We start from the raw sequence: 24,853 nt of genomic DNA on the forward strand, positions 1-24,853 counted from the left end.
CGCAGAGTCTCTGGTCGCACAGTCTCCGGCCGCTGAATCGCGGCCCCTGACCTACGCGTCCGGCGCGAGCAGTGTCTCCAGGGCGGTGACGGCCGCCGCCCGGTGCTCGTCCAGCACCTTCACCACGGCCTCCGCGTCACGGCGGCGCAGCAGGTCGAGCGTGGCGCGGTGCTCCCGGATGACCCGCTGCCTGTTGACGTCGTCACCGTAGTAGACCGAGCGGTAGGCGTCTGTGGAGTCCCACAGGGTCGCGATGAGCCGGGCCAGGCGCGGCAGGCCGGCGCCCTCGAAGATCGTCATGTGGAAGCGGCGGTTGGCCTCGGTCATCGCGGGCACGTCGCCCGCCGCGGCGGCCCGCTCGACCTCCGCCTGTGCCTGCTCGGCCGCCTCCAGGGCGGCCGGGGTGAGGCGCGTGACCGCGCGCCGCACCGCCTCGCCCTCCAGCAGCTCCCTGATGAGGTAGACCTCGCGAAGATCGTCGAGGGACAGCCGTACGACGGAGTAGCCCCGGTGCGGGCGGTAGCCGACGAGCCCTTCGCCCTCAAGGGTCTTCAGCGCCTCCCGCAGCGGCACCCTGCTGACGTCGAGCTCCTCGGCCAGGGCCTCCTGCCTGATCGGCTCGCCGGGGGGCAGCCGGCCGGAGGTGATGGCCTGCCTGAGCTCCGCCAGAACGAACTGCTGAGCCGTGGGCGGCCTGCTGGTCATTGCTCCAATATCTCACGGACCCACTGCTCGTCCTGCCCGAGCGCGGGCGGCGGCAGCCGGTACGACGGCGGGGTCGCGCCCAGGGTGATGGGGTTGGCGACCTGGCCGCCGACGAGGGGTTCAAGGCCCAGTTCCGTCGCTAGGGTGAAGGCCGCGGCCAGGTCGTTGATCGGGCCGCACGGCACCCCGGCGGGGGTGAGCGCGGCGAACCACGCGTCGGCGGTGCGGGTCGCGAGCGTGTCCTCCAGCGCCGCGACCAGTTCCGCGCGGTGGGCGACCCGGCCGGAGTTGGCGGCGAACCTGGGGTCCGCCGCCAGGTCGGCGCGGCCCAGCACCTCGCACAGGGCGGCGAACTGGCCGTCGTTGCCCGCCGCGATGACCATCGGCCGGTCGGCGGCCCTGAACACCTCGTACGGGACGATGCTGGGATGCCGGTTGCCCATGGCCTTCGGCACCACCCCGGCGGCGGCGTACCCGGCGGCCTGGTTGGTCAGGGCGGACAGCAGCGACGACAGCAGCGAGACCGTCACCCGCTGGCCCTGCCCGGTCCTGTCGCGGTGCCGGAGCGCGGCCAGCACGCCGAGCGCCGCGTGCAGGCCGGTGATCACGTCGACCAGGGCCACGCCGGTCTTGGTGCCCGGCCCTCCCGGCTCGCCGGTCACGCTCATCAGCCCACCCACCGCCTGCGCGATCAGGTCGTAACCCGGCAGTTCGGCGCCCTTGCCGAGGCCGAAGCCGGTCACCGAGCAGTAGACCAGCCCCGGGTTGAGCGCGCTCAGCTCGTCGTGGCCGAGGCCGAGCCGGTCCATGGTGCCCGGTTTGAAGTTCTCCACCAGGACGTCGGCGCGGGCCGCCAGCGCCCTGGCGACCCGCAGGTCGGCGGGGTCGCGCAGGTCGAGGGCGATCGACCGCTTGTTCCTGTTGACGGCCAGGTAGTAGGTGGCCTGGCCGCCGGCGTGCGGCGGTCCCCACGAGCGGGTGTCGTCGCCGGCGCCGGGCCGTTCGACCTTGACGACGTCGGCGCCGAGATCGGCCAGCAGCATGGTGGCGTACGGCCCGGCCAGCACCCGGCTGAAGTCGGCGACCAGCAGGCCCGACAGCGCGCCGCTCACGCCGGGGCACCGAGGTAGACGGTCACGGTCTGGGTGAAGAACTCGCGGGCCGCCCTGCCCTGCTCCCTGGGGCCGAAGCCGCTGCGCTTGCTGCCGCCGAACGGCACCCAGGGAAAGGTGCCCGCGGACTCGGAGTTGACGTGCAGGACGCCGACCTCCAGGTGGTCGACCGCCTGGAGCGCGGCGCCGAGGTCGCGGGTGAAGATCGCCGCGGACAGGCCGTGCTCGCTCTCGTTGGCCAGCCGCAACGCCTCCTGCGGTCCCGAGGCCCGTACCGCGCCGAGCACCGGCCCGAACAGTTCCTCACGCCACACGTCCACGTCGGTGCGGGGCAGCGCGAGCACGGTGGGCGGGGTGAACCAGCCCTGGCCGGGGTGCGGCGAGGAGCCGGCGAGCGGTTCGGCGCCCTGGTCCAGCGCCCGGCGCACGCCCGCGGCGACCCGGTCCCTGGCGGCGGCGCTGATCAGCGGCCCGAGGTCCACACCGGCGGCGAGCGGGTCGCCGACGACGAGCTCCCCGGCTCTGGCGGCCACCCTGCTCAGCAGCTCGTCGGCGACCGCCTCCTCGACGACGAGCCGGGAGGTGGCCGTGCACTTCTGCCCGCTGGACCGGAAGGCGCCCGCGCACACCTGCTCGGCGGCGTGGTCGAGATCGGCGTCGGCGAGCACGACGGCCGCGTTCTTGCCGCCCATCTCGGTCTGCACCGGCTTGGCGAGCGCGCCGCAGCGGGCGATGACGGCCCTGCCGACCTCGGTGGAGCCGGTGAAGGACACGGCGTCCACGTCCGGGTGGTCGATGATGGCCAGTCCCGTGCCCGCTTCGCCGTACACGAGGTTGAGCACGCCCGGCGGCAGGCCGGCGTCGGTGAGCGCACCGGCCAGGCGGGCGGCGAGCAGCGGGACGAGCGAGGACGGCTTCCACACGACCGTGTTGCCGTAGCTGAGAGCGGGGCCGAGCTTCCAGGCGGGGATCGCGATCGGAAAGTTGAACGGGGTGATCAGGCCGGCGACTCCGACCGGCTTCCGCATCACCAGCAGGTTCTCGCCGCGGCGAGGGGAGGCGTAGACCTCGCCGCTCTCCCGGTCGGCCTCGGCCGCGTAGAAGCGCAGGATCCGGGCCGCGCCGCGTACCTCGGCCACGCCTTCGGGCAGTGTCTTGCCCTCCTCGCGGCTCAGCTCTCGCCCCCACTCCTCGGCCGCCGCGTCGATGCGGACGGCGGCGGCGGCGAGCACGGCGGCGCGCTCGTGGTGCGGGGTGGCCCGCCAGCCTGGCGCTGCGTCGCGGGCCGCGCGGATGGCGAGCTCCACCTCCGCCGGGGAGGCCGCGTGCCCGTGCGCGACGACCTCGTCCGGGTGGGCGGGATCGGTGTCGGCGAACGCGGCGCCGGAGCCCTCGATCCAGCGGCCGGCCACCAGGTTCATGATCTCCATGGTCAAACTCATCTCGTCTGTGTCATATTGGACATTGAATATTGGATCCAAAATAGCAGGAGGTTAGGTGCACCCCTGGACACTGTTCGCGCTGGACGGTCTGCTCACCGACGAGGAGCGCGACATCCGCCAGGCCGTCCGCCAGGTCTGCGACCGCGAGCTGCGGCCGCATCTGGCCGGCTGGTTCGAGTCCGGCGAGCTGCCCGCCCGCGAGCTCGCGCGCACCCTCGGCTCGGTCGGCGTGCTCGGCATGCACCTCGACGGATACGGCTGCGCCGGGCTGGGCGCCGTCGCGTACGGCCTGGCCTGCCTGGAGCTGGAGGCGGCCGACTCCGGCCTGCGCAGCCTGGTCTCGGTGCAGGGCTCGCTGGCCATGTACGCGATCTGGAAGTACGGCAGCGAGGAGCAGAAGCAGGAGTGGCTGCCCGCGATGGCGGCCGGTGAGCGGATCGGCTGCTTCGGCCTGACCGAGCCGGACTTCGGCTCCGACCCGGCCGGCATGCGCGCCACGGCCAGGCGGGACGGCTCCGACTGGGTGCTGAACGGCACCAAGATGTGGATCACCAACGGCTCGGTGGCGGACGTCTCGGTCGTCTGGGCCCGCGCCGAGGACGGCATCCGCGGCTTCCTGGTGCCCGCGGGCACGCCCGGCTTCACCGCCAACGACCTCAAGCGGAAGGTGTCGCTGCGCGCGAGCGTGACGAGCGAGCTGGTCTGCGACGACGTACGGCTGCCGGCCGAGGCGCTGCTGCCCGGCGCGCGCGGCCTGTCCGGACCCCTCGGCTGCCTGAACGAGGCCAGGTTCGGGATCGTGTTCGGGGCGATGGGCGCCGCGCTGGACTGCCTGGAGACCACCCTCGCCTACACCGCCGACCGGGCCGTCTTCGCCCGGCCCCTCGCCTCCTACCAGCTCACCCAGGAGAAGCTCGCCGACATGGCCGTGGAGCTGGGCAAGGGGATGCTGCTCGCGATCCACCTCGGGCGGCTCAAGGAGCGCGGCACGCTCACCCCCGAACAGGTGAGCGCCGGCAAGCTGAACAATGTGCGCGAGGCCCTCGACATCGCCAGGAAATGCCGCACACTGCTCGGCGCGAGCGGCATCACCCTGGAGTATCCGGTGATCAGGCATGCGGTCAACCTTGAGTCCGTGCTCACCTACGAGGGCACGTCTGAGATCCACGCGCTCGTCGTGGGCCGGGCCCTGACCGGGCTCAGCGCCTTCCACTGACCGGCCGTCAGAAGGTCTGCCAGGTCGACTCGGTGACCTGGCAGAGCCTTCCCCGGTGCACCCGCATGGTGGCCGTGGCGACGTCCAGGGCGATCACCGCCAGCGTCTCCCAGCGCTGGTCGAAGGGCAGCTCGGGGTCGGCGTGCGCGCAGACGGGAGCGACCGGCGCGTGGCAGGTCATCGCCCGTGCCCGCGTGGTGACGTCCGGGTCGCCCAGCTGGGCCAGCCGCCCCTCCAGGTGCCGCAGCCGCGCGTACGTGGCCGGCCGCTCGGTGCCCAGCCGCTCGCCGGCGGCGAGCGCGCCGTCCAGGAAGTGGTTGGTGTGCAGCAGTATGCCGCCCGTCCCGACCTCCGCGACCCCCTCGGGGCAGATCTCCAGCGCCCGTACGCCCGCCTCCGTGACGACGGTGATCACCGTGGACGCGGAGGTCCGCGCCGACCGGGCGAGCTCGGCCGCCTGCTCCAGCGTGGCCGCCTCGTCGAGGATCCGGCGTGCCACCACGTGCACGGGCACGCCGATGCGGGCGTGGTCGGCCGAGTGGCGCAGGATGTTGAAGTGGACGCCCAGGCCCGCGCTGTTCACCCCGATCTTGCCCAGCACACCGAACTCGGTGAAGGTCCGCACGGTGTGGCCCGGTCTCGGCTCGAACGCCCACAGCAGCGGCGCGTCGCGCAGATGGTCGTGCCAGTCCCAGGTCTGCACGGCACGCGGCGGCAGGTCGCCGCCCACCACGACGGCCGTGGAGCACTCCCCCTCGCCGTCGTCGCCGAGCGCGGCCAGGATCTCGGTGCGCGCGTTGACGGCGGCCGCCTGCCACGGTTCCAGTCCGGCCCCGGCGGCGATGCCGATGATCTCCTCAGCCAGGGCGGGCGCCCAGGCCGCCGTATTGTCCAGAGCGCGCTCGGCCAGCCCCCGCACCCGGGCCTCGCTCGCGCCGCCCGCCTCGAACAGCCGAGTGTAGCCGTCCAGGTTGGCGCGCACCTCGGCCTGCCAGCGCGCGCCGAACTCCCGGCCCCGGCCCGCCGCGTCCGGCGGCCTGCCCCCGCCCGCCGTATCCAGCGGGGAGGAGACGTAGGTGGGGAAGGCAGTGCTCGGGTCAAGGGCGGGAACGGTCATCTCGGGTCCACCTCGTTCATCAGGCGTGCCAACTCCGGGTGCGCGTCGCGGTGGACCCGGGCGCGCCGGTCATCGTCCATGTCCTGGCTCAGCTTGAACATGCTCTGCTCCGCCGTCACCCGGACACGGAAGGCGGCCACGCCGGACACGATCCGGGCGAAGTACTCCCGCGACGCCGGGCCGGGCCGCCACGACGGGGTCCGCGGCGACTCCAGCGTCTCCACGGTGCGCTCCACCACGTCAAGGGGATCCGGGTACGGCTCGACCGTGCCCGTCAGGTGCACCGCCGCGTAGTCCCACGTCGGCGCCGCGGGCTCGACGGCGTAGCTGGTCGGCGAGACGTAACCGTGCGGGCCGGAGAAGATCACCAGCACCTGGGTCGCCGGCTCCCACGTCCGCCACTGCGGATTCGCCCTGGCCATGTGGCCGAGCAGGGTCGCGCCGACGAAGCCGGGCTCGCCGCCGCTCTCCACGATCACGGGGACGTGGGTGGCGACGGGCACGCCGGCCACCGAGCTGATCACCAGCGCGAAGGGGTTGGCCCGCACCAGCCGGGCGGCGTGCGCCTGGTCCGCCGTGTCGAAACGGGGGAAGATGTGCATTCCGCCTACTCCGCGCAGCTCAGGATGGCGTCCCAGGCGATCTCCGACGCCAGCGCGCCCAGCCCGGTCGGCCTGACACCGGCCAGATCCACTTCGTCGGTCGTCATCGTGAACAGCACGTCGCCGTCGGCCTCGGTGTGGAACGGCTGGATGCCCCGGTGCATGGAGCTGTGCACCTGGCGGCCGAGCTGGGTGAGCTCGCGGTCGGACAGCCGTACGTTGGTCACCAGCACGCTCAGCGTGGTGTTGCCCATCACCGGGGGCGCGTCCGACAGCGCCGCGTAGTCCACGCTCGGGTGCCGTCGTTCGCCGTCGTCGTGGTAGTTGCCGCGCAGGATCGCGCCGTCGCGGCCGACGATCACCCCCACGGAGTTGATCACCGTCGCCACCAGCACCTTGGCCGTGCCGAAGGTGCCGAAGGCGGCGCCCTGGCCGGCGAACTCGGCGCGGGCGTGCTCGATCTTGCCCGCGGTCGCGCTGCTGCCCGCGCCGCACCGGCCCACCGGGAACTCGCCCTCGCGGGCGGCCCGCAGCGCGGCCCGGCCGAGCGCCCCATCCGGGTGCACGGCGTTGTCGCGCGGCGAGAAGTCGTAGATCACCGCGCCGGAGACCAGTTGCAGCTCGTCCCATCTGGTGCGGTTGCTCCGCCGGCACAGCAGTTCCTCGCTCACCCCCGCCACGGCGGACAGGCCGTACACCGAGCCGCCCGCCAGGCAGATCGCGTGGTTGTAGTCATAGCCGCCGCTCATGCCGACCGCGCCGCCGCGCGCGTCCACGGCGGTCCGGGCGCCGGCCGGCAGGTGCACGACGGTGCAGCCGGTGGGGCCCTCACCGTACTCCGCGGTGCCGACGAACACGCCCGGCAGGTCGAACGCGACCGTCCCCCGACCCGGGCTGGCCTGCGGGGTCAGCGGGAGGTCGGCATTGCCGGGCACGCCGGCCGCGAAGGCCGACACGGGAGCGAGGCTCACAGGGACTCCAGAAGTTGTCGCGAGTACGGATGTGCGGGTGCGGAGTAGAAGGTGGCGCAGTCGGCGGTCTCGACCACCTCGCCGCCGCGCATGACGGCGATCCGGTCGGCCACGTAGCGGACCGCGCCGAGGTCGTGCGAGATGAACAGGGCGCTGAAGCCGAACTCCGCCTGCAGGTCCTTGATCAGGTTGAGGATCTGCACCTGCACGGAGACGTCCAGCGCGCTGACGGCCTCGTCGAAGACGATGAAGCTCGGCCTGGTGATCAGCGCGCGGGCGATCGACACCCGCTGCCGCTGGCCGCCGGACAGCTCGTGCGGGTAGCGCGTGGCCAGGCCGCCCTCCAGGCCGACCTGCTCCAGCGCCTGCTCGACCAGCGTGTCGGCCGGACGACCGAGTACGGCCAGCGGCTCGGCGACGCTCTGGCCGATGCGCATCCTCGGGTTCAGCGACCAGTGCGGATGCTGCAGCACGGCCTGCATCCGCCCGGCCAGCGACCGTCGCCGCCGGGGGAAGGGCCGCCCGTCGAACAGGACGGCGCCGGAGGTGGGCCGCTGGAGGCCGAGGGCGACCCGGCAGGTGGTCGTCTTGCCCGAGCCGGACTCCCCCACCAGGCCGAGCGTCTCCCCCTCGGCCACGGCCAGCGAGACCTCGCGCATGGCGTCCAGCCGGACCCGCCGCAGCGGCGGGCCCGACACGAACGAGACCGTGACGCCGGTGAGTTCCAGGATCACGCGATCACCCCCGAGACCGTGAGGTCGGTGAGTTCTCCGATCACGCGATCACCTCCAGCTCGCCGGCCCGGTGGCAGAGGACGCTCTGCTCGCCGAGCGTGATGGGCTCCGGCCGCTCATGGGCGCAGCGGTCCTCGGCGAACGCGCAGCGGGGCGCGAACGCGCACCCCGGCGCGGCGCCGGTGAGGACCGGAGGGCGTCCCGGCACCGGCTCCAGACGGACGCCGGGCGCCGCGAGCGCCGGAGCGGACCGGGCCAGGGCCGCGGTGTAGGGGTGCCGGGGGCTGCCGAGCACCTGGGCCGCCGGGCCGCTCTCCACCACCCGCCCGCCGTACATGACGGCCACCCGGCCGCACCGGCGGGCCACGCCCGGCAGGTCGTGGCTGAGCCACACGATGCTCGTGCCCGCCTGCGCGGCCAGCGAGAACACCACGTCCGACACCTCCTCACGCACCTGGCTGTCCAGCGAGGCGGTCGGCTCGTCGGCGATCAGCAGCTCGGGCGAGGAGGCCATGGCCAGCGCGAGGGCGACCCGCTGGGCCATGCCGCCGGAGAGCTGGTGCGGGTAGGCCCTGGCCACGCGGGACGCCTCCAGTCTGACCCGGCCCAGGTGGAAGGCCAGGTCGCCACCCCGGCCGAGCACCCTGCGGAGCTGCGCGCCGACCCGCATGGTGGGGTCGAGGGAGCCGATCGGATCCTGGAAGACGAAGCCGAGCCGCTGTCTGCGCAGTCGCCGCAGCTCGGCGGGTGGCAGGTCGAGCACCGGCTCACCGGCGACCCGCACCGAGCCGTCGGAGATCCGCGCCTGGCGGGGCAGCAGCCGGCCGACGGCCGCGCCGAGCGTGGACTTGCCCGACCCGCTCTCGCCGACCACGCCGACCGACTCGCCCGCCGCCACCCGCAGGTCGGCGCCGTCCAGGGCGCGGGCCTGACCGTAGTCGACCACCAGGCCGTCCACTTCGAGCAGTGCGCTCATCCGAGTGACCTCGTCTCCCTGGGCTCCAGCCGGTCGCGCAGCCCGTCGCCGAACACGTTGATGGACAGGATGGCGAGCACCAGCACGACGCCGGGGCCGATGATGAGCCAGGGCGCCGCCATCATGTAGGTGCCGCCCTGCTGGATCAGCACGCCGAGCGAGGCCTGCGGCGGTTGCACGCCGAAGCCGAGGAAGCTCAGCCCGCCTTCCACCGCGATGCCGACCGACAGGGCGTAGGTGCCCTGCACCGCGACCGTGCCGGAGACGTTGGGCAGCACGTGGCGGCCGAGGATCCGGGGCAGGCCCGCCCCGCTGATGACGGCGGAGGTGACGTAGTCACGCCCGGCCACGCTCACCGCGGCGGCGCGTACCAGCCTGGTCATCAGCGGGATGGTGACCAGCACGATGCTGGCCACGGCCGCCATCTGGCCCGGACCCGCGACGGCCGCCACCAGGATCGCCAGCACCAGGGCGGGGAAGGAGTAGAGCACCTCCACCACCCGCATGACGAGTTCGTTGAGGTAGCCGCCTCGGTAACCGGCCAGGATGCCCAGCGCCACGCTGAGCACCGCGGTCATCAGCACCGCCAGCGAGGACAGCAGCAACGTGGTGCCGACGCCCTCCATGACGCGCGGCAGCATCGAGCGGCCCAGGTTGTCGGTGCCGAGCCACCAGTCCGCTCCGGGCGGCTGCAGCCTCGGCCCGACGATCGCGTCCGGATCGCCGCCGAGACTCACCAGCGAGCCGAGCGCCAGCAGGACGAGCAGCAGCAGGACGGCTACCCCGGCCTGGGACAGGCGGTCGAGGCCTTTCACGCGCGCCTCCCGAGTCTCGGATCGACCAGCCCGACCAGCAGGTCGATCAGGACATTCATGAAGATGAACACGGCGGCGGCGAGCAGCACGCCCGCCTGCACGACGGCGTAGTCCCTGCGGCCCACCGCCTGCACCAGGTAGGAGCCGACGCCGGGCAGGTTGAACAGGTACTCCACGATCAGCGCGCCGCCCAGCAGGTAGGCGGTGATCGTCGCGATGAGGGTGAGCACCGGCGCCGCGGCGTTGCGCAGGATGTGGTGCCTGACGATGAACCACGGCGTCTCGCCGCGCGCGACGGCCGCCGTGATGTACGGCTCGACCAGCACGCCGAGCACGGCGTCCCGGGTCGTCCTGGCGGTGGCCGAGATGGCGAAGATGGACAGGACGGCGGCCGGGAGCACGTAGCCGTCCGTCTGCAGGCCGTACCGGGAGATGGCGAAGACCAGCAGGCTGCCCAGCGCGAACTCGGGGACGCTCACGCCGAGCCCGCTCAGCAGCCTGCCCGCCGCGCCGCCGCCGCCCGGCCGGGCACGCAGCGCGGTGAGCACGCCGAGCGGCACGCCCGCCAGCACCGCCGCGCCGACCGCCAGCAGGGTGAGGCGGGCGGTCACCGGGAGGCGGGCCAGCAGTTCGGTGGCGACCGGCTCCCTGCTGATCATCGAGACGCCGAAGTCGCCGCTGCCCACCGCCGACAACCAGCGGCCGTACTGCGCGAACACCGACTGGTCCAGCCCGTAGCGGGCGGCCAGCGCGGCCTTCTGCTCGGGAGTGGCGAACGGACCGAGGATCGTCTCGGCGAAGCCGCCCGGCATCAGGCGGACCGCCGCGAAGATCAGCACCGAGATGCCGAGGAGGGTCACGGCCGAGCTCAGCGCCCGGCCGGCCCACCACAGCAGGAGCCGCATCCTCGTCAGCTCCGCTTCACACGGGCGTCGGCGACCAGCCGCAGCAGGTTGCCGTACCCCTCGGTCGCATACAGGCCGGGACTGACCAGGTCGGCCCGGTAGGCGAGCGCGACCGGGCGGGTGACCAGGGGGATCATCTGCGCGTCGGTGTCCACCTTGGCGCACACCTCGGCCAGCGCCCGGGTCCGCTCCGCTCCCGCCGGGGTCTCGCTCGCGGTGGCGATCAGCTCGTTGAGCTCCTTGTCCGGCCGCATGAAGCCCTTGCTGAAGCCGGCCACCTCCGGGTTCCACCAGGTGGTGACCATGCCCGGGTCCGCGTATCCGGCGAACCAGGACAGTGCGGCGTCGAACTTCGCCGGCGTCTCGCCGTAGACCTTGCCGGACCAGCTCGCTTCGTCCATCTGTTCGATGTTCACGGTGACGCCGGCCTGCTGGAGGTTCTGCTGGATCACCTGGGCGACGGCGGGCGCGGGCGCGGTGGCGTAGATGGTCAGGGTGAAGGACAGATTCTGTACGCCGGCCTGGGCGAGCAGTTCCTTGGCCTTGGCGGCGCCGTCCCCGGTGGCCGACGGCAGCGTGGCCGGGTCGCAGGAGCCGGGCAGGCCGGCGGGGGTGACGCCGGTGGGCTTGCCCTGGCCGCCGAGCGCCACGGCGGCGATCTGCTCGCGGTCCAGCGCCATGTTCACCGCCTGCCGGACCCGGGGATCGGCGAACTTGGGGTTCAGCGAGTTGAGCATCAGGTAGTAGAAGTCGGTGGTGGCCTGCGAGGCGACCTTGACGTCGGCGGCGCCGGAGAGCATCGCGGCGGAGTCCACGTTGCCGAGCGCGGCCAGGCCGACGCTGCCGTTCTGCACGGCGGCGACGCGGGCGGCCTCCTCGGGCGCGATGGTGACGGTCAGGGAGTCGGCGGCCGGCTTGCCGCTGTCCCAGTAGTGCCCATTTTTCACGAAATTCCATGACACGTCCTGGCGGTGGGCCTCCACCTTGAACGGGCCGGTGCCGAGCATCTCCTTGCTGATGTCGAGCGACTTGTCGTCGATCTCCTTCATCGGCAGGATCGCCGCCGGCACGTTCGCGAGCGCCGCCAAGAACGGTGTGTACGCCTTGGTGAGCGTGACCTTGACCGTGGCGTCGTCCACCTTGGTCACCTTGTCGACCGGGCCGAGCTGCCCCTTCCACACCGACTCGGCCGCCAGCAGCCGCTTCAGGCTGCCCACCACGTCGTCGGCGGTCAGCTCCCTGCCGTTCGAGAACTTCACCCCTTGCCGCAGCTTGAACACATACGTGGTGGGGTCAGGGGTCTCCCAGCTCTCGGCCAGCATCGGCCGCGGGCTGAAGTCCGGGCCCACGGTCACCAGCGTCTCGTAGACCAGCGACATGAGCTGCCAGGAGGTGGCCACGTCCGCGAGTTGCGGGTCGAGCCCGGTCGCCGCGCCGCTGTCGATGTGCACCGCGAAGTTGAGCGCGCCGCCCGCGGGCAGCTTGTCGTCCGCGAGCGCGAGGTAGCCGGGGGCGACGGTCTCCGCCGCACCGCCGGGCGTCGCGCCGGGAGTGGCCGCCGTGCCGCCGCCGCAGGCGGTGACGGTCAGGATGGCGGCCAGAGTGGCCGCGACGCTACCAGCCGGTCTGTAACGCATGACGCCTCATTCTCTAGTGGCAGGAGCCCTCGGCCGGGGCGCTCGGCGGGACGTCGAGCGTGGGGTTGCGGTCGAAGAATCCGACGGGCTTCAGGGTGAATCCGCACGTGTCGACGGGCATCACGGGCCAGTCCTCGGTACGGGGGAAGTGGGTCAGCCCGAACGTGTGCCACAGCACGATGTCCTGGCCGTCGATGTCCCGGTCCGCCGCGACGTACCTGGGCAGACCAGCGCCGCCGGGGTGCTGGTTGACCAGGTCACCCGCCGGATACCGCTCCTGTGGGTGGTATCGCGTGACCCACAGGTGGTGCTTGGCGAAGGCCGCCCGCGCCGCGATCGAGGAGTCCTCGTGCGCGAGCAGGGTGGGGCCGCCCTCGGGGTGCAGCGCGTAGCCGACCGGCTCGCCGAAACGGCCCGCGACCTCGGTGTTGACCACGTGCCAGGCCCGGCCGGCGGCGGGCTCGGCGTCCCGCCTGGCCTGCGACTCGCGGCGCAGCCTGGTCGCCCGGCGGCCGAAGGCGTTGCCCACCGGGTTGTCGTCGCCCATCGGCAGGCGGACGACCTCGACCTCGTCCACGGCGTTGGCCAGGCCGTCCACCATCATGTCCAGGCGGGCGGAGAACAGATGCTGGTGGTACGGCGCGGCCAGCCCCGGCGCCACCTGGGAGCTGTAGGGGGCGGCTCGCTCGTCGTAGGCGCCGGTGAACACGATGCCGGTGGCCTTGACCTCCAGCTCGATCGTCCCGTCGAGGTAGAGGTACCAGTAGAAGCCGTAGTCGTAGTTGCCGACGGTGACGAAGAAGGAGATCACCAGCCGCCGCTGCCGTCGCGTCTCCCGCGAGCCGTTGGCCGGATCCGTGTGCTTCCACAGCACACCGAAGTCCTCCTCGTGCATGCAGATCGCGTTCGGCAGCACCTTGGGCCGGCCGTCCCCGCCGGTGACGGTGACGTCGAAGTAGGTGATGTCGCCCAGGCAGTCGCACCCCAGCTCCAGGGAGTTGGCCAGCTTGCCGAGCTGGTACTCGCCGGTGTCGAAGTAGTTCTGCCAGAACCGCACCGGGCTCGGGTCGCCGTACGGCACCAGCATCTCGGCCACCGAGGCGCGGTAGACGATCGGGCGGCCGTCGAAGCCCAGCTGGTGCAGCACCAGGCCCTCGCGCATGTCGTAGCCGAGCCGCACGCTCCAGTTCTCCCAGGTGACGAGGTTGCCCTCGACGCCGAAGCTGGGGCCCTGCGGCTGGGTGATGTGGATCGGGCGCTGGCCGGTGCGCTCCGCGCCGAACGCGCCCGGCAGGTGGTAGTCGCCGTGCTCGGCGGGGATCGGCTGCGCGCCCGTGTCGACGATCCCGATCACAGCCCCCTTGAGCAGGTCCACGTACGCCACCAGACCGTCGATCGGGTGGGCCCACGGGAGGCTCTCCGGGGTGGGCCGCAGGTGGGCCAGGACGCGGGCGACGCGCCGGCCCTCCTCCCCCGGCAGGTCGTAGTGGCCGGCGGACAGGGCGGCGAGCCAGACCTCGGCCGTGTCGTCCAGGCCGCGCCCGGCCAGGGCGGCCGCCCAGCCCGCATCCGCCTTGAGCACCTCACGGACCAGCGCGTGCTCTTCGTCCAGCATGGGCACCTGGCCGTCGGTCACCGGGTCGATGGGCCGGCTTGACCGCACCCGGCCCTCGTCGATCGAGACGACGACGTCGCGGGACTCCTCGCTCGTCAGGTCGATCAGGAGGGCGCGGGCGAGCCGGGGAGTCGTGGCCGAGGCGAGCACCGCGTCCTTCGGCGGCTCCTCCACCCCGAGGTAGGCGACCCGGCCGGAGCCGGTCAGCACACCGTCCTCGGCCATGATCCGCCTCGCCTCGTCGATCTCCGCCGCGCTGAGCGGGTCGAGCGGGTGAGGCCGCTCACCGACGCCGAGAATCCGCCTTCCAGATGACATCAGAGCAGTGCCTCCTTGGTGCCGGAACGTTCCGGCATGGAGGTCAACATACTGAGGCGGCCGGACGAGGACAAGACCTAATCCCAGGTCGAAACGTGGTGGTAACAGGGCCTAACATCAACGCGTGCACCCAGACGGGCCGGCCACCCTCCTCATGGTCGCCAAGACAGCGGGGGTCTCCAAGACGACCGCCTCCGACGCCCTGCGCGGCTCCGGGCGCGTGTCCGAGCAGACCCGGGCCAGGGTGCTGCGGGCCGCCGAGACACTCGGCTACGTGCCCAACGGGTCGGCCAGGCACCTGCGCCGGGCCAGCACCGGCACCATCGGCCTGCACGTCCCCGAGGTTCTCACCCGGTCCGTTTACTACATGGCGTTCGTGTTCGGCGTCGTGCAGGGGGCCTCGGACCACGACTACGACGTCACGCTGATCACCTCCGGCCGCCGCACCCCACGGGTGGACGGCCTGGTGCTCGGCGACCCGCTGAGCGACGACCCGATCGTGGCCCGGCTCATGGACGCCGGCCTGCCCACAGTCACCTGCGAGCGCTTCCCAGGGGTCAGGCAGGCGGACGGGGTGGTGCGGTCCGAGCACGCCGAGATGCTCGACACCCTGCTCGACCACCTGCGCGAGTCAGGGGCGACCCGGCCCGGGCTCATCGTGGCCGGCGACGCCAGCGACTGGGCCGCCTCCGTGCACCGCGGCTTCCGCGAGTGGTGCGCCCGGCACGGCATCGAGCCGCTGGTGGAGACGGTGCCCTTCGACTGCTCCAGCGACGACATCCGGGCCGCCGCCCGTGGCCTGCTGGCGGTGCGGCCCAGCATCGACGCGCTGGTCTGCGGCCCCGCCGGCGCCGCCGCCGACGTGCTGCCCCTGCTCCGCGAAGAGGGCCGTGAGCTGCTGCTCGCCTCCTGCGTGGAAGGCCCCAGCATGCTCCAGGCCGACCCTCCGGTCACCGCCATCGACCTGCGCCCCAGAGAGGCCGGCCGACGCTGCGCGGAGCTGCTGTTCGACCTGCTGGCGGGCCGGGCCCCGGCCGGGACGGAGCGGATCCACCCCATCGAGCTCATCCTCCGCCCCTCCACCCGGCCCCTGACACCACCGACCTGACCCGGCCGGGCCGGTGCCGGAGGCCAGATCCAGACGAGAGGCCAGATCCAAACGAGAGGTCAGCTCCGAGCGAGGGGTCAGGCCCCGGGCGAGAGGCCAGATCCACCGCCAGGTCAGGTCCACGCGAGGTCAGGTCCAGGGGTCGTAGTCGACCTCCAGCGGCTCCTGAGGCGGGCGCTGCGCCTCCGGGACATGCTGGAGGTTGACCCTGATCCGGTACCACAGGCTGCTGCGCCCGCGCATGCCGTCCACCAGCACGTCGGCCGGCTCCAGCTGGGCGGCCACCTCCGGGTGGCGGCCCTTCCAGCGCTCGAAGCCGGCCATCGCCTCGTCCTTGTGCTGTGCCTTGGCGATCTCGATGACGGGCCTGGTCTGCTGCCTGCGGCCGCTGCCCTTGGGCGGCTTGGGCGCGGGGCCGAGCTTGCCGGCCAGCTCCAGCAGGCCGTCGAGGGAGCCGGGGTGCAGGTCCATGTCCTCCCACGGGTCGCCGACCTCCCGCAACCGCTGGGGCACGGTGTCGAGGGTGAAGGCCTCCGGCCGGCAGCCGGGCACCTCGTCCCAGGTGAGCGGCGTGGACACGCGGGCGTCGGGGAGGGCGCGCACGGAGTAGGCGGAGGCGACGGTGCGATCGTAGGCGTTCTGGTTGAAGTCGACGAAGACGCCGTGGCGCTCCTCCTTCCACCACCGGCTGGTGGCCAGGTCCGGGGCGCGCCGCTCCACCTCGCGCGCCACCGTCTCGGCCGCCTTGCGCACCTGCGCGTACGGCCAGCGCCGGTCGATCCTGGCGTAGACGTGGAACCCTCGCGAACCCGACGTCTTGGGCCACGCGGTCAGCCCGTGATCGCCGAGCACGTCCCGCGCGACCTGCGCGGTGCGCAGCACGTCGGAGTAGGGGACGCCGGGCACCGGGTCGAGGTCGATGCGCAGCTCGTCGGGGTTGGCCAGGTCGTCGGCGCGCACCGGATGCGGGTTGAGGTCGACGCAGCCGAGGTTGACCACCCACACGAGCTGCGCCAGATCCGTGCAGACGACCTCCTCGGCGCCGAGCCCCGAGCGGTAGCGCAGCTCGGCCACCTCGATCCAGTCGGGCCGCTTGGCCGGGGCGCGCTTCTGGAAGAACGGCTCTTCCTCGATGCCGTGCACGAACCGCTTGAGCACCATCGGCCGCCCGTGCACGCCGCGCAGCGCGGCCTCGCCGACCGCCTGGTAGTAGCGGATCAGGTCGAGCTTGGTGTGCCCGCCGCGTGGGAAGATCACCTTGTCGGGACTGGTGATGCGCACTTCGCGGCCGGCGACCTCGATGTCAGGCATGAGGTCACGATACGTGGCGGCCCCGACAATCCCCCGTCGTGCCTCGCGCCCACAGCTCGCGGCTGCGGGCCTCCCAGTAGGGCAGGCCCAGGCGGTGGTGGGCGTCGATCGCCGCCCGCGCGTGCGTACGAGCCTCGTCCGTACGGCCGAGTCGTAGGGCGAGCTGGGCCAGCACGTCCCTGACCGAGCCCCAGCCGACGCTGCCCGAGCCCATCACGATGAGCTGGTCCGCGATCGGCAGCAGCCGGGCGTACAGGTCTGCGGGGTCCGGGGTGCCGAGCCGGGCGGCGATCAGCCCCCAGACAGGCCACAGGAAGTCGGCGGACCAGTCCTCGCGCAGGTCGGCGCCCCACCTGGCGATCAGGTCCGTGGCCAGGTCCTCCCGGTCGACGTCGAGGGCGGCCAGCACGGCGATGGGGCGCACCGGCGTGAGCAGCGGGCGGTCGGCGGCGGCGACGAGCTCGTCCAGGATCTCGGCCACCCTGCCCTGGCCGCGCCTGCAGGTGTAGAGGGCGGTCAGGCGGCGGGCGTCCAGCCCCCACAGGCTCGCGCCGTACCGGAGACCGGGGAAGCGGTCCAGCAGCGACTCCACCTCCGGCCAGCGCGCGTGCAGGGTGTGCCCGGCCGTCTCCGCCACCCTGACCATGGCCTCCAGCTCCGGCCGGCGCAGCCGCCGGAGAAGCTCCTCGCAGCGGGCCAGCTCCCGCTCCCACTCGGCGAGCTCGCCGGCCCGCAGGAGGCAGGACATCCGGAAGATCCCGGCGATCAGGCGGGCCTGGCTGCTCAGGCAGGCGATCTCGCGCATCTCCTCGGCCGCGCGCCGCCGCTGCGGGTTGCGGCCGGGGACGAAGGAGGCGAGCAGGTGGTTGTTCAGCGTCCTGGCGAGCAGGGCCGGATCGTCCAGGGTCCGGGCCAGCTCCACCGCCTCGGCGGCGAGGCGTTCGCCCTCGGCCCGGCGGGGGCCGTAGTAGAGCTCGACGCCCAGCGTGCCCAGCAGGGTCGCCCTGTCGTGGTCGGCGAGCGGGCCTGCCAGCAGCTCTTCCAGGACCTCGACCATCTCCTCGTCCACGATTCCGTACGGCCGCCAGTTCCACACCGACTGGCCGCCGAACACCGACACCGCCGCCACCAGCGCCTGCCTGTCACCCAGCCGGCGGGCCAGGGCGACCGCCTCACTCAGGTCACGCAGCGTGCCACCGGCGTCCCCGGCGTCGCGGCGCGCCCGCCCGAGCTCGGTCAGGGTGCGGCAACGGGCGGCCGAGTCGCCGGGCGGCAGGTGGGCGAGCGCGAGCTCCCACAGCTCGACGGCCTCCTGGTAGCCGTGCCCCGCGGCGGCCCGGCGGGCGGCCTCGGTCGCGTGCTCGACGGCCCTGGCCGAGCCGCCCAGCGGGGCCGCGGCGGCGAAGTGGCCCGCGAGCAGTGCCGGGTCCGCGCCGGGGACCTTGTCGAGGTGCTCGCCCGCCCTGAGGTGCATCCGGGCGCGCGCCAGCCGGTCGAGCCCTGTGTCGAGCGCCTGGCGTACCAGGTCGTGGGAGAAGCGGTAACCGGCCGTCTCGGTGATCAGCCCGGCCGCGAGGGCGGGCTCCAGCAGGGACATGACCTCCTCGACCGGCCGCTCGGCCAGCGCGGACAGCAGCTCCAGGTCCACCTCGCGGCCCGCCACGGCCGCCGCCCTGAGCAGGTCCCGGGTGGGGGCGGGGAGCCTGGCCAGGCGGCGGTCGATGACGTCGCGGGCGCCCGGCGGGACCAGATCGCGTTCGCTCTCCGGCAGGCGGAGCAGCTCGGTGAGGTAGAACGGGTTGCCGCCCGAGCGGTCCAGCAACGCCAGCGGGTCGGCTCGCACGTCGCGCAGGCGCAGGTAGTCGCGCACGTCGTCGGAGTCGAACGGGGCCAGCGGCATCCGCAGGCTCTCCCTGGCCAGCGCGCCGAGCGTCTCGCGCAACTGCTCCGGGTGCTCGCCCGGCTCGGGCCTGAGCGTGGCGAGGACCAGCGTGGAGGTGCGGGGCAGCTCGCCGGCGACATGGCCGAGCAGCTTCAGCGAGGAGGCGTCGGCCCAGTGCAGGTCCTCCAGCACCAGCAGGTTAGGGCCGGTGCGCAGGTGCGTCAGCACGTCGTCGTACAGGTCGAACAGCTCGGCGTGCGCCCGAGCCGGGATCACGCCCGCCTGCGTCCACGGCCAGAACGCCGGAGCCCCACCCCCGTCCAGGCAGCGCCCCCACGCCACCCGGAACCCGCGCGCCTCCGCCCGCTCGGCGGCGGCCCTGGCCAGGCTGGTCTTGCCGATCCCCGCCTCGCCGGTGACCACCACCAGCCCGCCCCTGCCGGCCCGCGCCTCCCCCAGCTGCTCCTCGACCGCCCGCAACTCCTCGCCCCGCCCCACCAACCGCCCACCACCCGCGCCGTACGAAGCGGAGGCGACGGCGGAATCCGCAGGCCCGTCCGGAATCGACGCGTCGCGCAAGCCCGCAGACTCGTACGTCGTCACCACCGCACGCGGACCAGCAAGGGTGTCCGGCACCTTCGCAGCGCGCGGGATCGTGTCCGCCGGGTCGGTGTGGGGGTGGCGTTCCAGGTCTGGGGACTGGTTGAAGACGGCCTGTTCCAGGCGCTTCAGGTCGGGGCCCGGCTCGATGCCGAGCTCGTCCGCCAGGAGGGAGCGTACGCGGCGGAGGGCTGCCAGGGCCTCGGCCTGCCGGCCGGCACGGTAGAGGCCGAGCACCAGCAGACCCCAGGCGCGCTCCCGGTAAGGGTGGGACTCGGTCAGCGCCTCAAGGTCGGGGATACCGGCCTCGCCCAGGTCCAGCCGGGCCTCCAGCCGATCTTCCACCGCACCCGAGCGCAGCTCGGCCAGCCGGGCGACCTCGGCGCGGGCGAAGCTCAGGCCGGGGAACTCCGCCAGCGGCTCCCCGCGCCACAGCGCCAGCGCCCGATCGAGCACCGCCGCGGCCTCGGCGTGCCGACCGGACCGGGTCAGGCGGCGGCCGTCGGCGGCCCAGGCGGCGAAGCGGCCCACATCCGTCTCGGCGGGCGTGATGTCCAGGAGGTAGCCGGGCTCGCGGGTGAGGAGCAGCGCGGGCGGGGTGCGCGGCCTGCGGCCCGGCTCCAGCACCCGCCGCAGGTGGGAGATGTACGCCTGCAGCGTCCCGGTGGCCTTGGCCGGGGCCTCGCCCGCCCACAGCTCCTCGATGAGGCGGTCGAGCGAGACGGCCGTGCCCGGCCGCAGGGCGAGCATGGCCAGCACGGCCCGCTGCTTGCGCGTGCCGGGATCGAGCCTGACGCCGTCGGCGTCGTACACCTCAAGCGGACCGAACAGTCGAACCTCCACGACCCCAAGTCAACCTCAAGCCACCGTCAATTCGTTAACCGCACACTCGTTCCCATGAACGAACTGAAGAACGCGATCAGCGGCACGACCTGGACCGTCGGCGACCCGGGCTTCGACGAGGCGCGCCGACCTTGGAACCTGGCGGTGGACCAGCCGGTCCTCGCGGTCGTCGAGGCGGCGGACACCGACGACGTGGCCGCGACGATCAGCTACGCCGCCCTGCACGGCCTGGCGGTGACGGCCCAGCCGACCGGCCACGGCGCCGGCGCCTCGTCCGAGGGCACGATCCTGCTGCGGACTCACCGGCTGAACAGCGTGGAGATCACCGACGGGGTGGCGCGGACCGGGGCGGGTGCCCAGTGGGGGCAGGTGCTGGCCGCCGCGAGCCCGCTCGGGTTGACGGGCCTGGCGGGGAGCTCCCCGGTGGTGGGGGTGACGGGGTACACGCTGGGTGGCGGGCTGAGCTGGTTCAGCAGGGCGTACGGGTTCGCCGCCGACAGTGTGCTCGCCGTCGACGCGGTCGATGCCAGCGGCGCGCGGATCAGGGTGACGGCGGAGACGGACCCGGAGCTGTTCTGGGCGCTGCGCGGTGGCGGCGGTGACTTCGCCGTGGTGACGGGGCTGGAGTTCGGGTTGCATCCGGCGCCCTTCCTGTACGGCGGGCGGATCATGTGGCCGGTGGAGCGGGCGCCGGAGGTGCTGGCCGCCTACCGTGCGGTCACGGCGACGGCTCCGGACGAGCTGACCGTCTGGTTCGACCTGCTGAAGTTCCCTGGCGGGCCGGGCTTCGTCGCGGTGGACTGCACCTTCCTGGGCGAGCACCCGGGCGCCCTGCTGAGCCCCTTCGAGCGGATCGCCGGCGCGCTCAGCGACAGCCGCGGCCTGCTGCCGGTGGCCGAGCTGGGCGGCATCTGCGCCGAGCCGACCGATCCCGGCCCCGGCATGAGCAGCGCGCACCTGCTGACGGGCCTGGACGACGCGGTGGCCGAGGTGCTGCTGGCCGAGCCGATCGACCCGCTGATCAGTGTGCAGATCAGGCACCTGGGCGGCGCCCTGTCCAGGCCCGCCCCAGGCGGTGGCGCGGCCGGTCACCTGGCCGAGCCGTACCTGGCCTACCTGTTCGGCCTGCCGTCCCAGGCCACCGCCGACCGGATCGAAGGCCTGTCGAAGGCCCTGGTGCCGCACACGACCGGTCGCACGCCGTACACGATGCTGCACAGCGGCGAGCACGCAGCGTCCGCCTTCCCCCGCGAGACGCTCGACAGGCTGCGCGACCTCAAGCGGACCCGCGACCCGCGCGGCGTGATCAGGGCGAACTTCCCCGTGCTCTAGCTCTGGTCCCGGGAGTTGTCATTCCAGCCGCGCCACCAAAATTGGACGATGACACAGGAAATCTGGCTTTTCACCTATGGCTTCGTCCGAGCGGACAGCATTGAATCACTGCCATGAGCACCGACACCACCCTGCTGACCGCCGAGGACCTCGAGTTCCTCAGCCGCCCACTGCACGGGTTCCTGTCCGTGGCCGGGGGAACGCAGCCGCCGCAACCCCGGCCAGTGTGGTTCGAGGTCACCGCGGAGGGGACCATCCAGTTCATCACGGAGCCGGACTCGCTGAAGGTGCGGCGCCTGCGGCGCGACCCCCGCGCCTCGATCGTTGTCGCAGCCCCCGTGGGTGAGCGCGAACACTGGGTGTCCGTCGTCGGCCGCGCCACGATGGAGGTCGATGGAGCGCACGACCTGTGTTCCCGCCTCGCCGCTCGCTACTGGGACCTCGACGACCCGGCCCGGGCCCGCGATCTGGCCGCGATGCTGGCCGCCGACCAGCTCCGCGTCGTCATCCACCCGGAGACCGTACGCCGCTACGCGTGATGACCGCCGCCGCAACCGCCCGGCCCATGACGCCTGGACGGCCTTGGGCTACAACTGCCCGAAGTCGCCGTGGCGGCCCGCTCCGGAGGCGAAGCGGGCCACGCCGTCGGCGGCGTCGGACAGCGAGACCAGGCCGTGCCGGAGTTCGCCCCGCATCGCCTCGGCCTCGGTGAGGCCGTGCTGTTCCAGCACCGACAGCCGGTCGCCGCGCAGGCAGGTCTGCGGGAAGCGGGCGATCTCGCGGGCCAGCTCCTCGGCCGCCTGCCTGGCGGTGCCTGCGGGCACGATCCGGTTGGCCAGCCCCATCTCGTACGCCTCCCGCGCGCCGACCGGCCGGCCGGTGAGGATCAGGTCCATCGCCCGGCTCTCGCCGATGAGGCGCGGCAGCCGTACGGTGCCTCCGTCGATGAGCGGCACTCCCCAGCGCCGGCAGAACACCCCGAACACCGCTTCCTCCTCGGCCACCCGCAGGTCGCACCAGAGCGCCAGCTCCAGGCCGCCCGCGACGGCGTGCCCGGCGACGGCCGCGACGACCGGCTTCGACAGGCGCAGCCTGGTCAGGCCCATCGGCCCGTCGCCGTCCTCGCCGACGTGGTTGTCCAGCGCCTTGAGGTCGGCGCCCGCGCAGAACGTCCCGCCCTCTCCCCACAGCACCGCGACGTCGGCGTCGGAGTCGTCGAACGCGCGGAAGGCCCGGGCGAGCGCGTCGGCGGTCTCACGGTCGACGGCGTTGCGCGCCCCGGGCCTGCTGAGCACGACGGTCGTCACCGCGCCTTCGCGCTCCACTCGTACGGTCATGCCGTCTCCTTCACAGGTCACCTCAACCTACGACCGGGGCCCGGCCCAGGCCAGGAGTGAATGTGTCGGTGGGGTCCGGCATGATCTTCCGCATGCGGTTCTCCTATCGGGCCCAGCACCTGCTGGAGCTGATGATCAGAAGCACGGCCGACGCCTCCCCCACCGGCTGGGCCGGGGAGGCGGCGAATCGGCCGCCGGTCACCCCCGAGGCGTGCGCCAGGCTGTTCGAGCCCCTGATCGAGGAATTGTCGATCCAGCAATGGGCGGACCTGTGCGTCGAGGTCGGCACGGTGGTGCCCCTTCCGGCGGGAGTGCCGGTGGGGCGACCGGATGAGGTGGCGCGCGTGGTGCTCGGCTTCGTGCCGCGCGACAGGTCGCTGGACCGGCCCTTCACCGTGCTGGCGGTGGCGGGGCTCGCGGGGCTGGACGCGGAGGTCGCCCCGCGTCTCACCGAGGGGTGTGGACCGATCGCGGTCGCCGAGGTGGACTTGCTGCTCGGCCGGGAGGTGGCCTGGCGGGCGCTGTTCGCCGAGTCGCTGGCGGAGCGGCCCAGCCATCTCACACGGCCGCCCCTTGACGTGCGCAAGCTCTCCGACCTGCCCGGCTACCTCGACTTCGCCCGCGCGACGCTGGAAGCGGCGGAGGTTCGGGTCGCGGCGATCCACGCCGGGGAGATCCCCTATCGGGCGGACAAGGCATTCGACCACGGCGAGACGAAGACCATCGGCCGTGCCGCCCGGCTGGCGCTCTTCCTGGACGAGCCATGGCTGCCCGAGCTGCTGGGGCGGCTCGTGCCCGGGGTCGCGGTGGCGCCCCAGCAGGCCAGGGCGCTGCCCTCGCAGGCCGTGCTGTACGAGATCGCCCGCGCGGTGGAGGAGCATCCCACGCCGGAGGCCATCTCGGCGTTACGCGCCGCCCGTCGGGCGACCCGGCATGCCGGGGTGCCCAAGCAGCTGGACCGCATGTTCAAGCGGATCGAGCCCGCCCTGGCCAACCGGCTGGAGGTGGCCTTCCGGCTCCCCGACGGGCGGGTGCGGCAGGCGGTGGGTGAGCACACGGCGGTGATCTCGACCGAGGGCGAGGTCGAGCTGTCGTGGTGGCACGGGGACAAGAAGCTCAAGTCGGTTCCGGCTGCGGTCAAGCGTGCGCATCCCGATGAGGTCAAGCGGCTACGAGATCTGGCCAAGCAGGTTCAGCAGCAGCAGGCGACGCTGGTCCGGGCGCTGGAGGCCGGATACGCGAGCGATACCCCGCCGCCCTACCACAAGTTGGCCGGGCAGTCGATCGCCGAGCGGCTGATCTGGGAGTTCGAGGTCTCGCCCGGCGTGTGGCGGAGCCAGCTGGGGCTGGGCGTGCCCGACGGGCCGGTGCGCCTGTGGCATCCGGCCCGCGCCTCGCTGGCGGAGGTGACGGCCTGGCGGGAGGTGGTGCAGGACAAGGAGCTGCGGCAGCCGTTCAAGCAGGCTTTCCGTGAGGTCTATCTGCTGACGCCCGCCGAGGAGACGACGGCGACCTACTCCAACCGGTTCGCCGAGCACGTGGTGGACTACCCCAAGCTGTACGCGCTGTTCAAGCAGCGGGGCTGGCAGGCCGACTACATAGGACCTTGGGACGGCGGCGACGGACAGGCACGGCGGGTGCTGGCAGGGGGTAGGTGGCGGGCGTCGTTCGACCACGGGTATCTCTCCTACGCGGAGGCGTACGCGGTGACCGATCGAGTCCACTTCCACCGGCTTACCGAGGGCGCATGGCGAGCGGCGGCGCTGAGCGAGGTGCCGCCGCTGGTGTTCAGCGAGGCGATGCGCGACGTGGACCTGTTCGTCGCCGTCTCCTCGATCGCGAGCTACCCCGAATGGGCCGCCAACAGGCCGGACGAGCTGCGGGGCTACTGGGAGACGGGTTCGTTCGGGCCGCTGCCACCGTCCGCCGAGGTGCGCCGGGACGCGCTGGCCCGCCTGATCGGCCGTACGGCCATCGCCGAGCGATGCACCATGACCGACCGCTTCCTGATGGTCCGGGGTGACCTGCGCACCTACAAGATCCACCTGGGCTCGGGCAACATCCTCATGGAGCCCAACGACGCCTACCTGTGCATCGTCTCAGCCCGCGACCCCCACGCAGGGCTGTTCCTCCCCTTCGAGGAAGACGGCCGACTGGCACTCATCCTCAGCAAAGCCTTCCTCCTGGCCGACGACACCGCCATCACCGACCCGTCCATCACCCGCCAGATCACGGGCTGACCCACCGCGCGGACGTTCGCGTCAACTTTGTCGGA

Annotated in this window: 20 protein-coding genes; 5 read left to right on the top strand and 15 right to left on the bottom strand. The window is 73.0% G+C overall.

Features of this window, described 5'->3' with window-relative positions; genetic code table 11:
- Positions 1-51 precede the first annotated feature (51 nt).
- From ACTMTF_RS28475 to ACTMTF_RS28485, 3 genes are read right to left on the bottom strand one after another with little or no spacing between them, the layout of a single operon-like run.
- Positions 52-705: a GntR family transcriptional regulator gene (locus ACTMTF_RS28475; RefSeq protein WP_441113427.1), complete on the bottom strand. Its 654-nt coding sequence runs from the start codon at positions 703-705 to the stop codon at positions 52-54.
- Entirely contained in the window at positions 702-1,817 is a 1,116-nt protein-coding gene (locus ACTMTF_RS28480; protein ID WP_441113428.1) for a CaiB/BaiF CoA transferase family protein, read from the bottom strand. The genes ACTMTF_RS28475 and ACTMTF_RS28480 overlap by 4 nt, the downstream gene beginning before the upstream one ends.
- Positions 1,814-3,247, bottom strand: a complete 1,434-nt coding sequence (locus ACTMTF_RS28485; protein WP_441113429.1) for an aldehyde dehydrogenase family protein — start codon at positions 3,245-3,247, stop codon at positions 1,814-1,816. Before ACTMTF_RS28485 ends, ACTMTF_RS28480 begins: the two co-directional genes overlap by 4 nt.
- Positions 3,248-3,314: 67 nt before the next feature.
- Here ACTMTF_RS28485 and ACTMTF_RS28490 point away from each other — a divergent pair, with 67 nt between their 5' ends.
- On the top strand, positions 3,315-4,475 hold the full coding sequence (locus ACTMTF_RS28490; protein ID WP_441113430.1) for an acyl-CoA dehydrogenase family protein: 1,161 nt from the start codon (positions 3,315-3,317) through the stop codon (positions 4,473-4,475).
- Positions 4,476-4,482: 7 nt separating this feature from the next.
- On the opposite strand, the gene ACTMTF_RS28495 is transcribed toward ACTMTF_RS28490, so the two are convergent.
- Genes ACTMTF_RS28495 through ACTMTF_RS28535 form a run of 9 tightly spaced genes read right to left on the bottom strand, consistent with a single transcriptional unit; the run spans position 4,483 to position 14,165 of the window.
- Entirely contained in the window at positions 4,483-5,592 is a 1,110-nt protein-coding gene (locus tag ACTMTF_RS28495; protein WP_441113431.1) for a C45 family autoproteolytic acyltransferase/hydolase, read from the bottom strand.
- Positions 5,589-6,194, bottom strand: a complete 606-nt coding sequence (locus tag ACTMTF_RS28500; protein ID WP_441113432.1) for an FMN-binding negative transcriptional regulator — start codon at positions 6,192-6,194, stop codon at positions 5,589-5,591. The genes ACTMTF_RS28495 and ACTMTF_RS28500 overlap by 4 nt, the downstream gene beginning before the upstream one ends.
- Before the next feature lie 5 nt (positions 6,195-6,199).
- Positions 6,200-7,165 carry a P1 family peptidase gene (locus tag ACTMTF_RS28505; protein WP_441113433.1) on the bottom strand — a complete coding sequence of 322 codons (966 nt, stop codon included), beginning with the start codon at positions 7,163-7,165 and terminating at the stop codon, positions 6,200-6,202.
- Positions 7,162-7,899, bottom strand: a complete 738-nt coding sequence (locus tag ACTMTF_RS28510; protein WP_441113434.1) for an ABC transporter ATP-binding protein — start codon at positions 7,897-7,899, stop codon at positions 7,162-7,164. The genes ACTMTF_RS28505 and ACTMTF_RS28510 overlap by 4 nt, the downstream gene beginning before the upstream one ends.
- Positions 7,900-7,939: 40 nt before the next feature.
- A complete protein-coding gene (locus ACTMTF_RS28515) occupies positions 7,940-8,875 on the bottom strand; it encodes an ABC transporter ATP-binding protein (protein ID WP_441113435.1) in 936 nt (311 codons plus the stop codon).
- Positions 8,872-9,690, bottom strand: coding sequence for an ABC transporter permease (locus ACTMTF_RS28520; protein ID WP_441113436.1), 819 nt, complete (start codon positions 9,688-9,690; stop codon positions 8,872-8,874). The genes ACTMTF_RS28515 and ACTMTF_RS28520 overlap by 4 nt, the downstream gene beginning before the upstream one ends.
- A complete protein-coding gene (locus ACTMTF_RS28525) occupies positions 9,687-10,595 on the bottom strand; it encodes an ABC transporter permease (protein ID WP_441113437.1) in 909 nt (302 codons plus the stop codon). Before ACTMTF_RS28525 ends, ACTMTF_RS28520 begins: the two co-directional genes overlap by 4 nt.
- Before the next feature lie 5 nt (positions 10,596-10,600).
- Complete coding sequence (locus tag ACTMTF_RS28530) at positions 10,601-12,232, bottom strand: ABC transporter substrate-binding protein (protein WP_441113438.1); 1,632 nt, start codon at positions 12,230-12,232, stop codon at positions 10,601-10,603.
- A gap of 13 nt (positions 12,233-12,245) precedes the next feature.
- Positions 12,246-14,165 carry a primary-amine oxidase gene (locus tag ACTMTF_RS28535; protein WP_441113439.1) on the bottom strand — a complete coding sequence of 640 codons (1,920 nt, stop codon included), beginning with the start codon at positions 14,163-14,165 and terminating at the stop codon, positions 12,246-12,248.
- A gap of 124 nt (positions 14,166-14,289) precedes the next feature.
- Between ACTMTF_RS28535 and ACTMTF_RS28540 the strand changes: the two genes are divergently transcribed.
- Positions 14,290-15,273, top strand: coding sequence for a LacI family DNA-binding transcriptional regulator (locus ACTMTF_RS28540; RefSeq protein ID WP_441113440.1), 984 nt, complete (start codon positions 14,290-14,292; stop codon positions 15,271-15,273).
- A gap of 129 nt (positions 15,274-15,402) precedes the next feature.
- Here ACTMTF_RS28540 and ligD read toward each other — a convergent pair whose 3' ends face one another.
- Positions 15,403-16,584, bottom strand: coding sequence for a non-homologous end-joining DNA ligase (ligD, locus tag ACTMTF_RS28545; RefSeq protein ID WP_441113441.1), 1,182 nt, complete (start codon positions 16,582-16,584; stop codon positions 15,403-15,405).
- 4 nt (positions 16,585-16,588) lie between these two features.
- The gene (locus ACTMTF_RS28550) at positions 16,589-19,909 is read right to left on the bottom strand and encodes a BTAD domain-containing putative transcriptional regulator (protein ID WP_441113442.1); all 3,321 of its coding nucleotides are present in this window, start codon (positions 19,907-19,909) and stop codon (positions 16,589-16,591) included.
- Between the two features lie 54 nt (positions 19,910-19,963).
- Here ACTMTF_RS28550 and ACTMTF_RS28555 point away from each other — a divergent pair, with 54 nt between their 5' ends.
- Complete coding sequence (locus ACTMTF_RS28555) at positions 19,964-21,241, top strand: FAD-binding oxidoreductase (RefSeq protein WP_441113443.1); 1,278 nt, start codon at positions 19,964-19,966, stop codon at positions 21,239-21,241.
- A 113-nt stretch (positions 21,242-21,354) separates the two neighbouring features.
- Positions 21,355-21,780, top strand: coding sequence for a pyridoxamine 5'-phosphate oxidase family protein (locus ACTMTF_RS28560; protein ID WP_441113444.1), 426 nt, complete (start codon positions 21,355-21,357; stop codon positions 21,778-21,780).
- 48 nt (positions 21,781-21,828) lie between these two features.
- Here ACTMTF_RS28560 and ACTMTF_RS28565 read toward each other — a convergent pair whose 3' ends face one another.
- The gene (locus ACTMTF_RS28565; protein WP_441113445.1) at positions 21,829-22,578 is read right to left on the bottom strand and encodes a crotonase/enoyl-CoA hydratase family protein; all 750 of its coding nucleotides are present in this window, start codon (positions 22,576-22,578) and stop codon (positions 21,829-21,831) included.
- Positions 22,579-22,640: 62 nt separating this feature from the next.
- Between ACTMTF_RS28565 and ACTMTF_RS28570 the strand changes: the two genes are divergently transcribed.
- Positions 22,641-24,818, top strand: coding sequence for a DUF4132 domain-containing protein (locus tag ACTMTF_RS28570; RefSeq protein ID WP_441113446.1), 2,178 nt, complete (start codon positions 22,641-22,643; stop codon positions 24,816-24,818).
- The last annotated feature ends 35 nt before the right edge of the window (positions 24,819-24,853 follow it).

Origin of the sequence: Nonomuraea sp. ZG12, assembly GCF_052068115.1 — a bacterium.
Classification (GTDB): domain Bacteria; phylum Actinomycetota; class Actinomycetes; order Streptosporangiales; family Streptosporangiaceae; genus Nonomuraea.

Bases quoted from the DNA above. Each gene is read 5' to 3' on its own strand.
- ACTMTF_RS28475 (WP_441113427.1), bottom strand. From the start codon at position 705: ATGACCAGCAGGCCGCCCACGGCTCAGCAGTTCGTTCTGGCGGAGCTC.
- ACTMTF_RS28485 (WP_441113429.1), bottom strand. From the start codon at position 3,247: ATGGAGATCATGAACCTGGTGGCCGGCCGCTGGATCGAGGGCTCCGGC.
- ACTMTF_RS28495 (WP_441113431.1), bottom strand. From the start codon at position 5,592: ATGACCGTTCCCGCCCTTGACCCGAGCACTGCCTTCCCCACCTACGTC.
- ACTMTF_RS28500 (WP_441113432.1), bottom strand. From the start codon at position 6,194: ATGCACATCTTCCCCCGTTTCGACACGGCGGACCAGGCGCACGCCGCC.
- ACTMTF_RS28515 (WP_441113435.1), bottom strand. From the start codon at position 8,875: ATGAGCGCACTGCTCGAAGTGGACGGCCTGGTGGTCGACTACGGTCAG.
- ACTMTF_RS28525 (WP_441113437.1), bottom strand. From the start codon at position 10,595: ATGCGGCTCCTGCTGTGGTGGGCCGGCCGGGCGCTGAGCTCGGCCGTG.
- ACTMTF_RS28530 (WP_441113438.1), bottom strand. From the start codon at position 12,232: ATGCGTTACAGACCGGCTGGTAGCGTCGCGGCCACTCTGGCCGCCATC.
- ACTMTF_RS28535 (WP_441113439.1), bottom strand. From the start codon at position 14,165: ATGTCATCTGGAAGGCGGATTCTCGGCGTCGGTGAGCGGCCTCACCCG.
- ligD (WP_441113441.1), bottom strand. From the start codon at position 16,584: ATGCCTGACATCGAGGTCGCCGGCCGCGAAGTGCGCATCACCAGTCCC.
- ACTMTF_RS28555 (WP_441113443.1), top strand. From the start codon at position 19,964: ATGAACGAACTGAAGAACGCGATCAGCGGCACGACCTGGACCGTCGGC.
- ACTMTF_RS28560 (WP_441113444.1), top strand. From the start codon at position 21,355: ATGAGCACCGACACCACCCTGCTGACCGCCGAGGACCTCGAGTTCCTC.
- ACTMTF_RS28565 (WP_441113445.1), bottom strand. From the start codon at position 22,578: ATGACCGTACGAGTGGAGCGCGAAGGCGCGGTGACGACCGTCGTGCTC.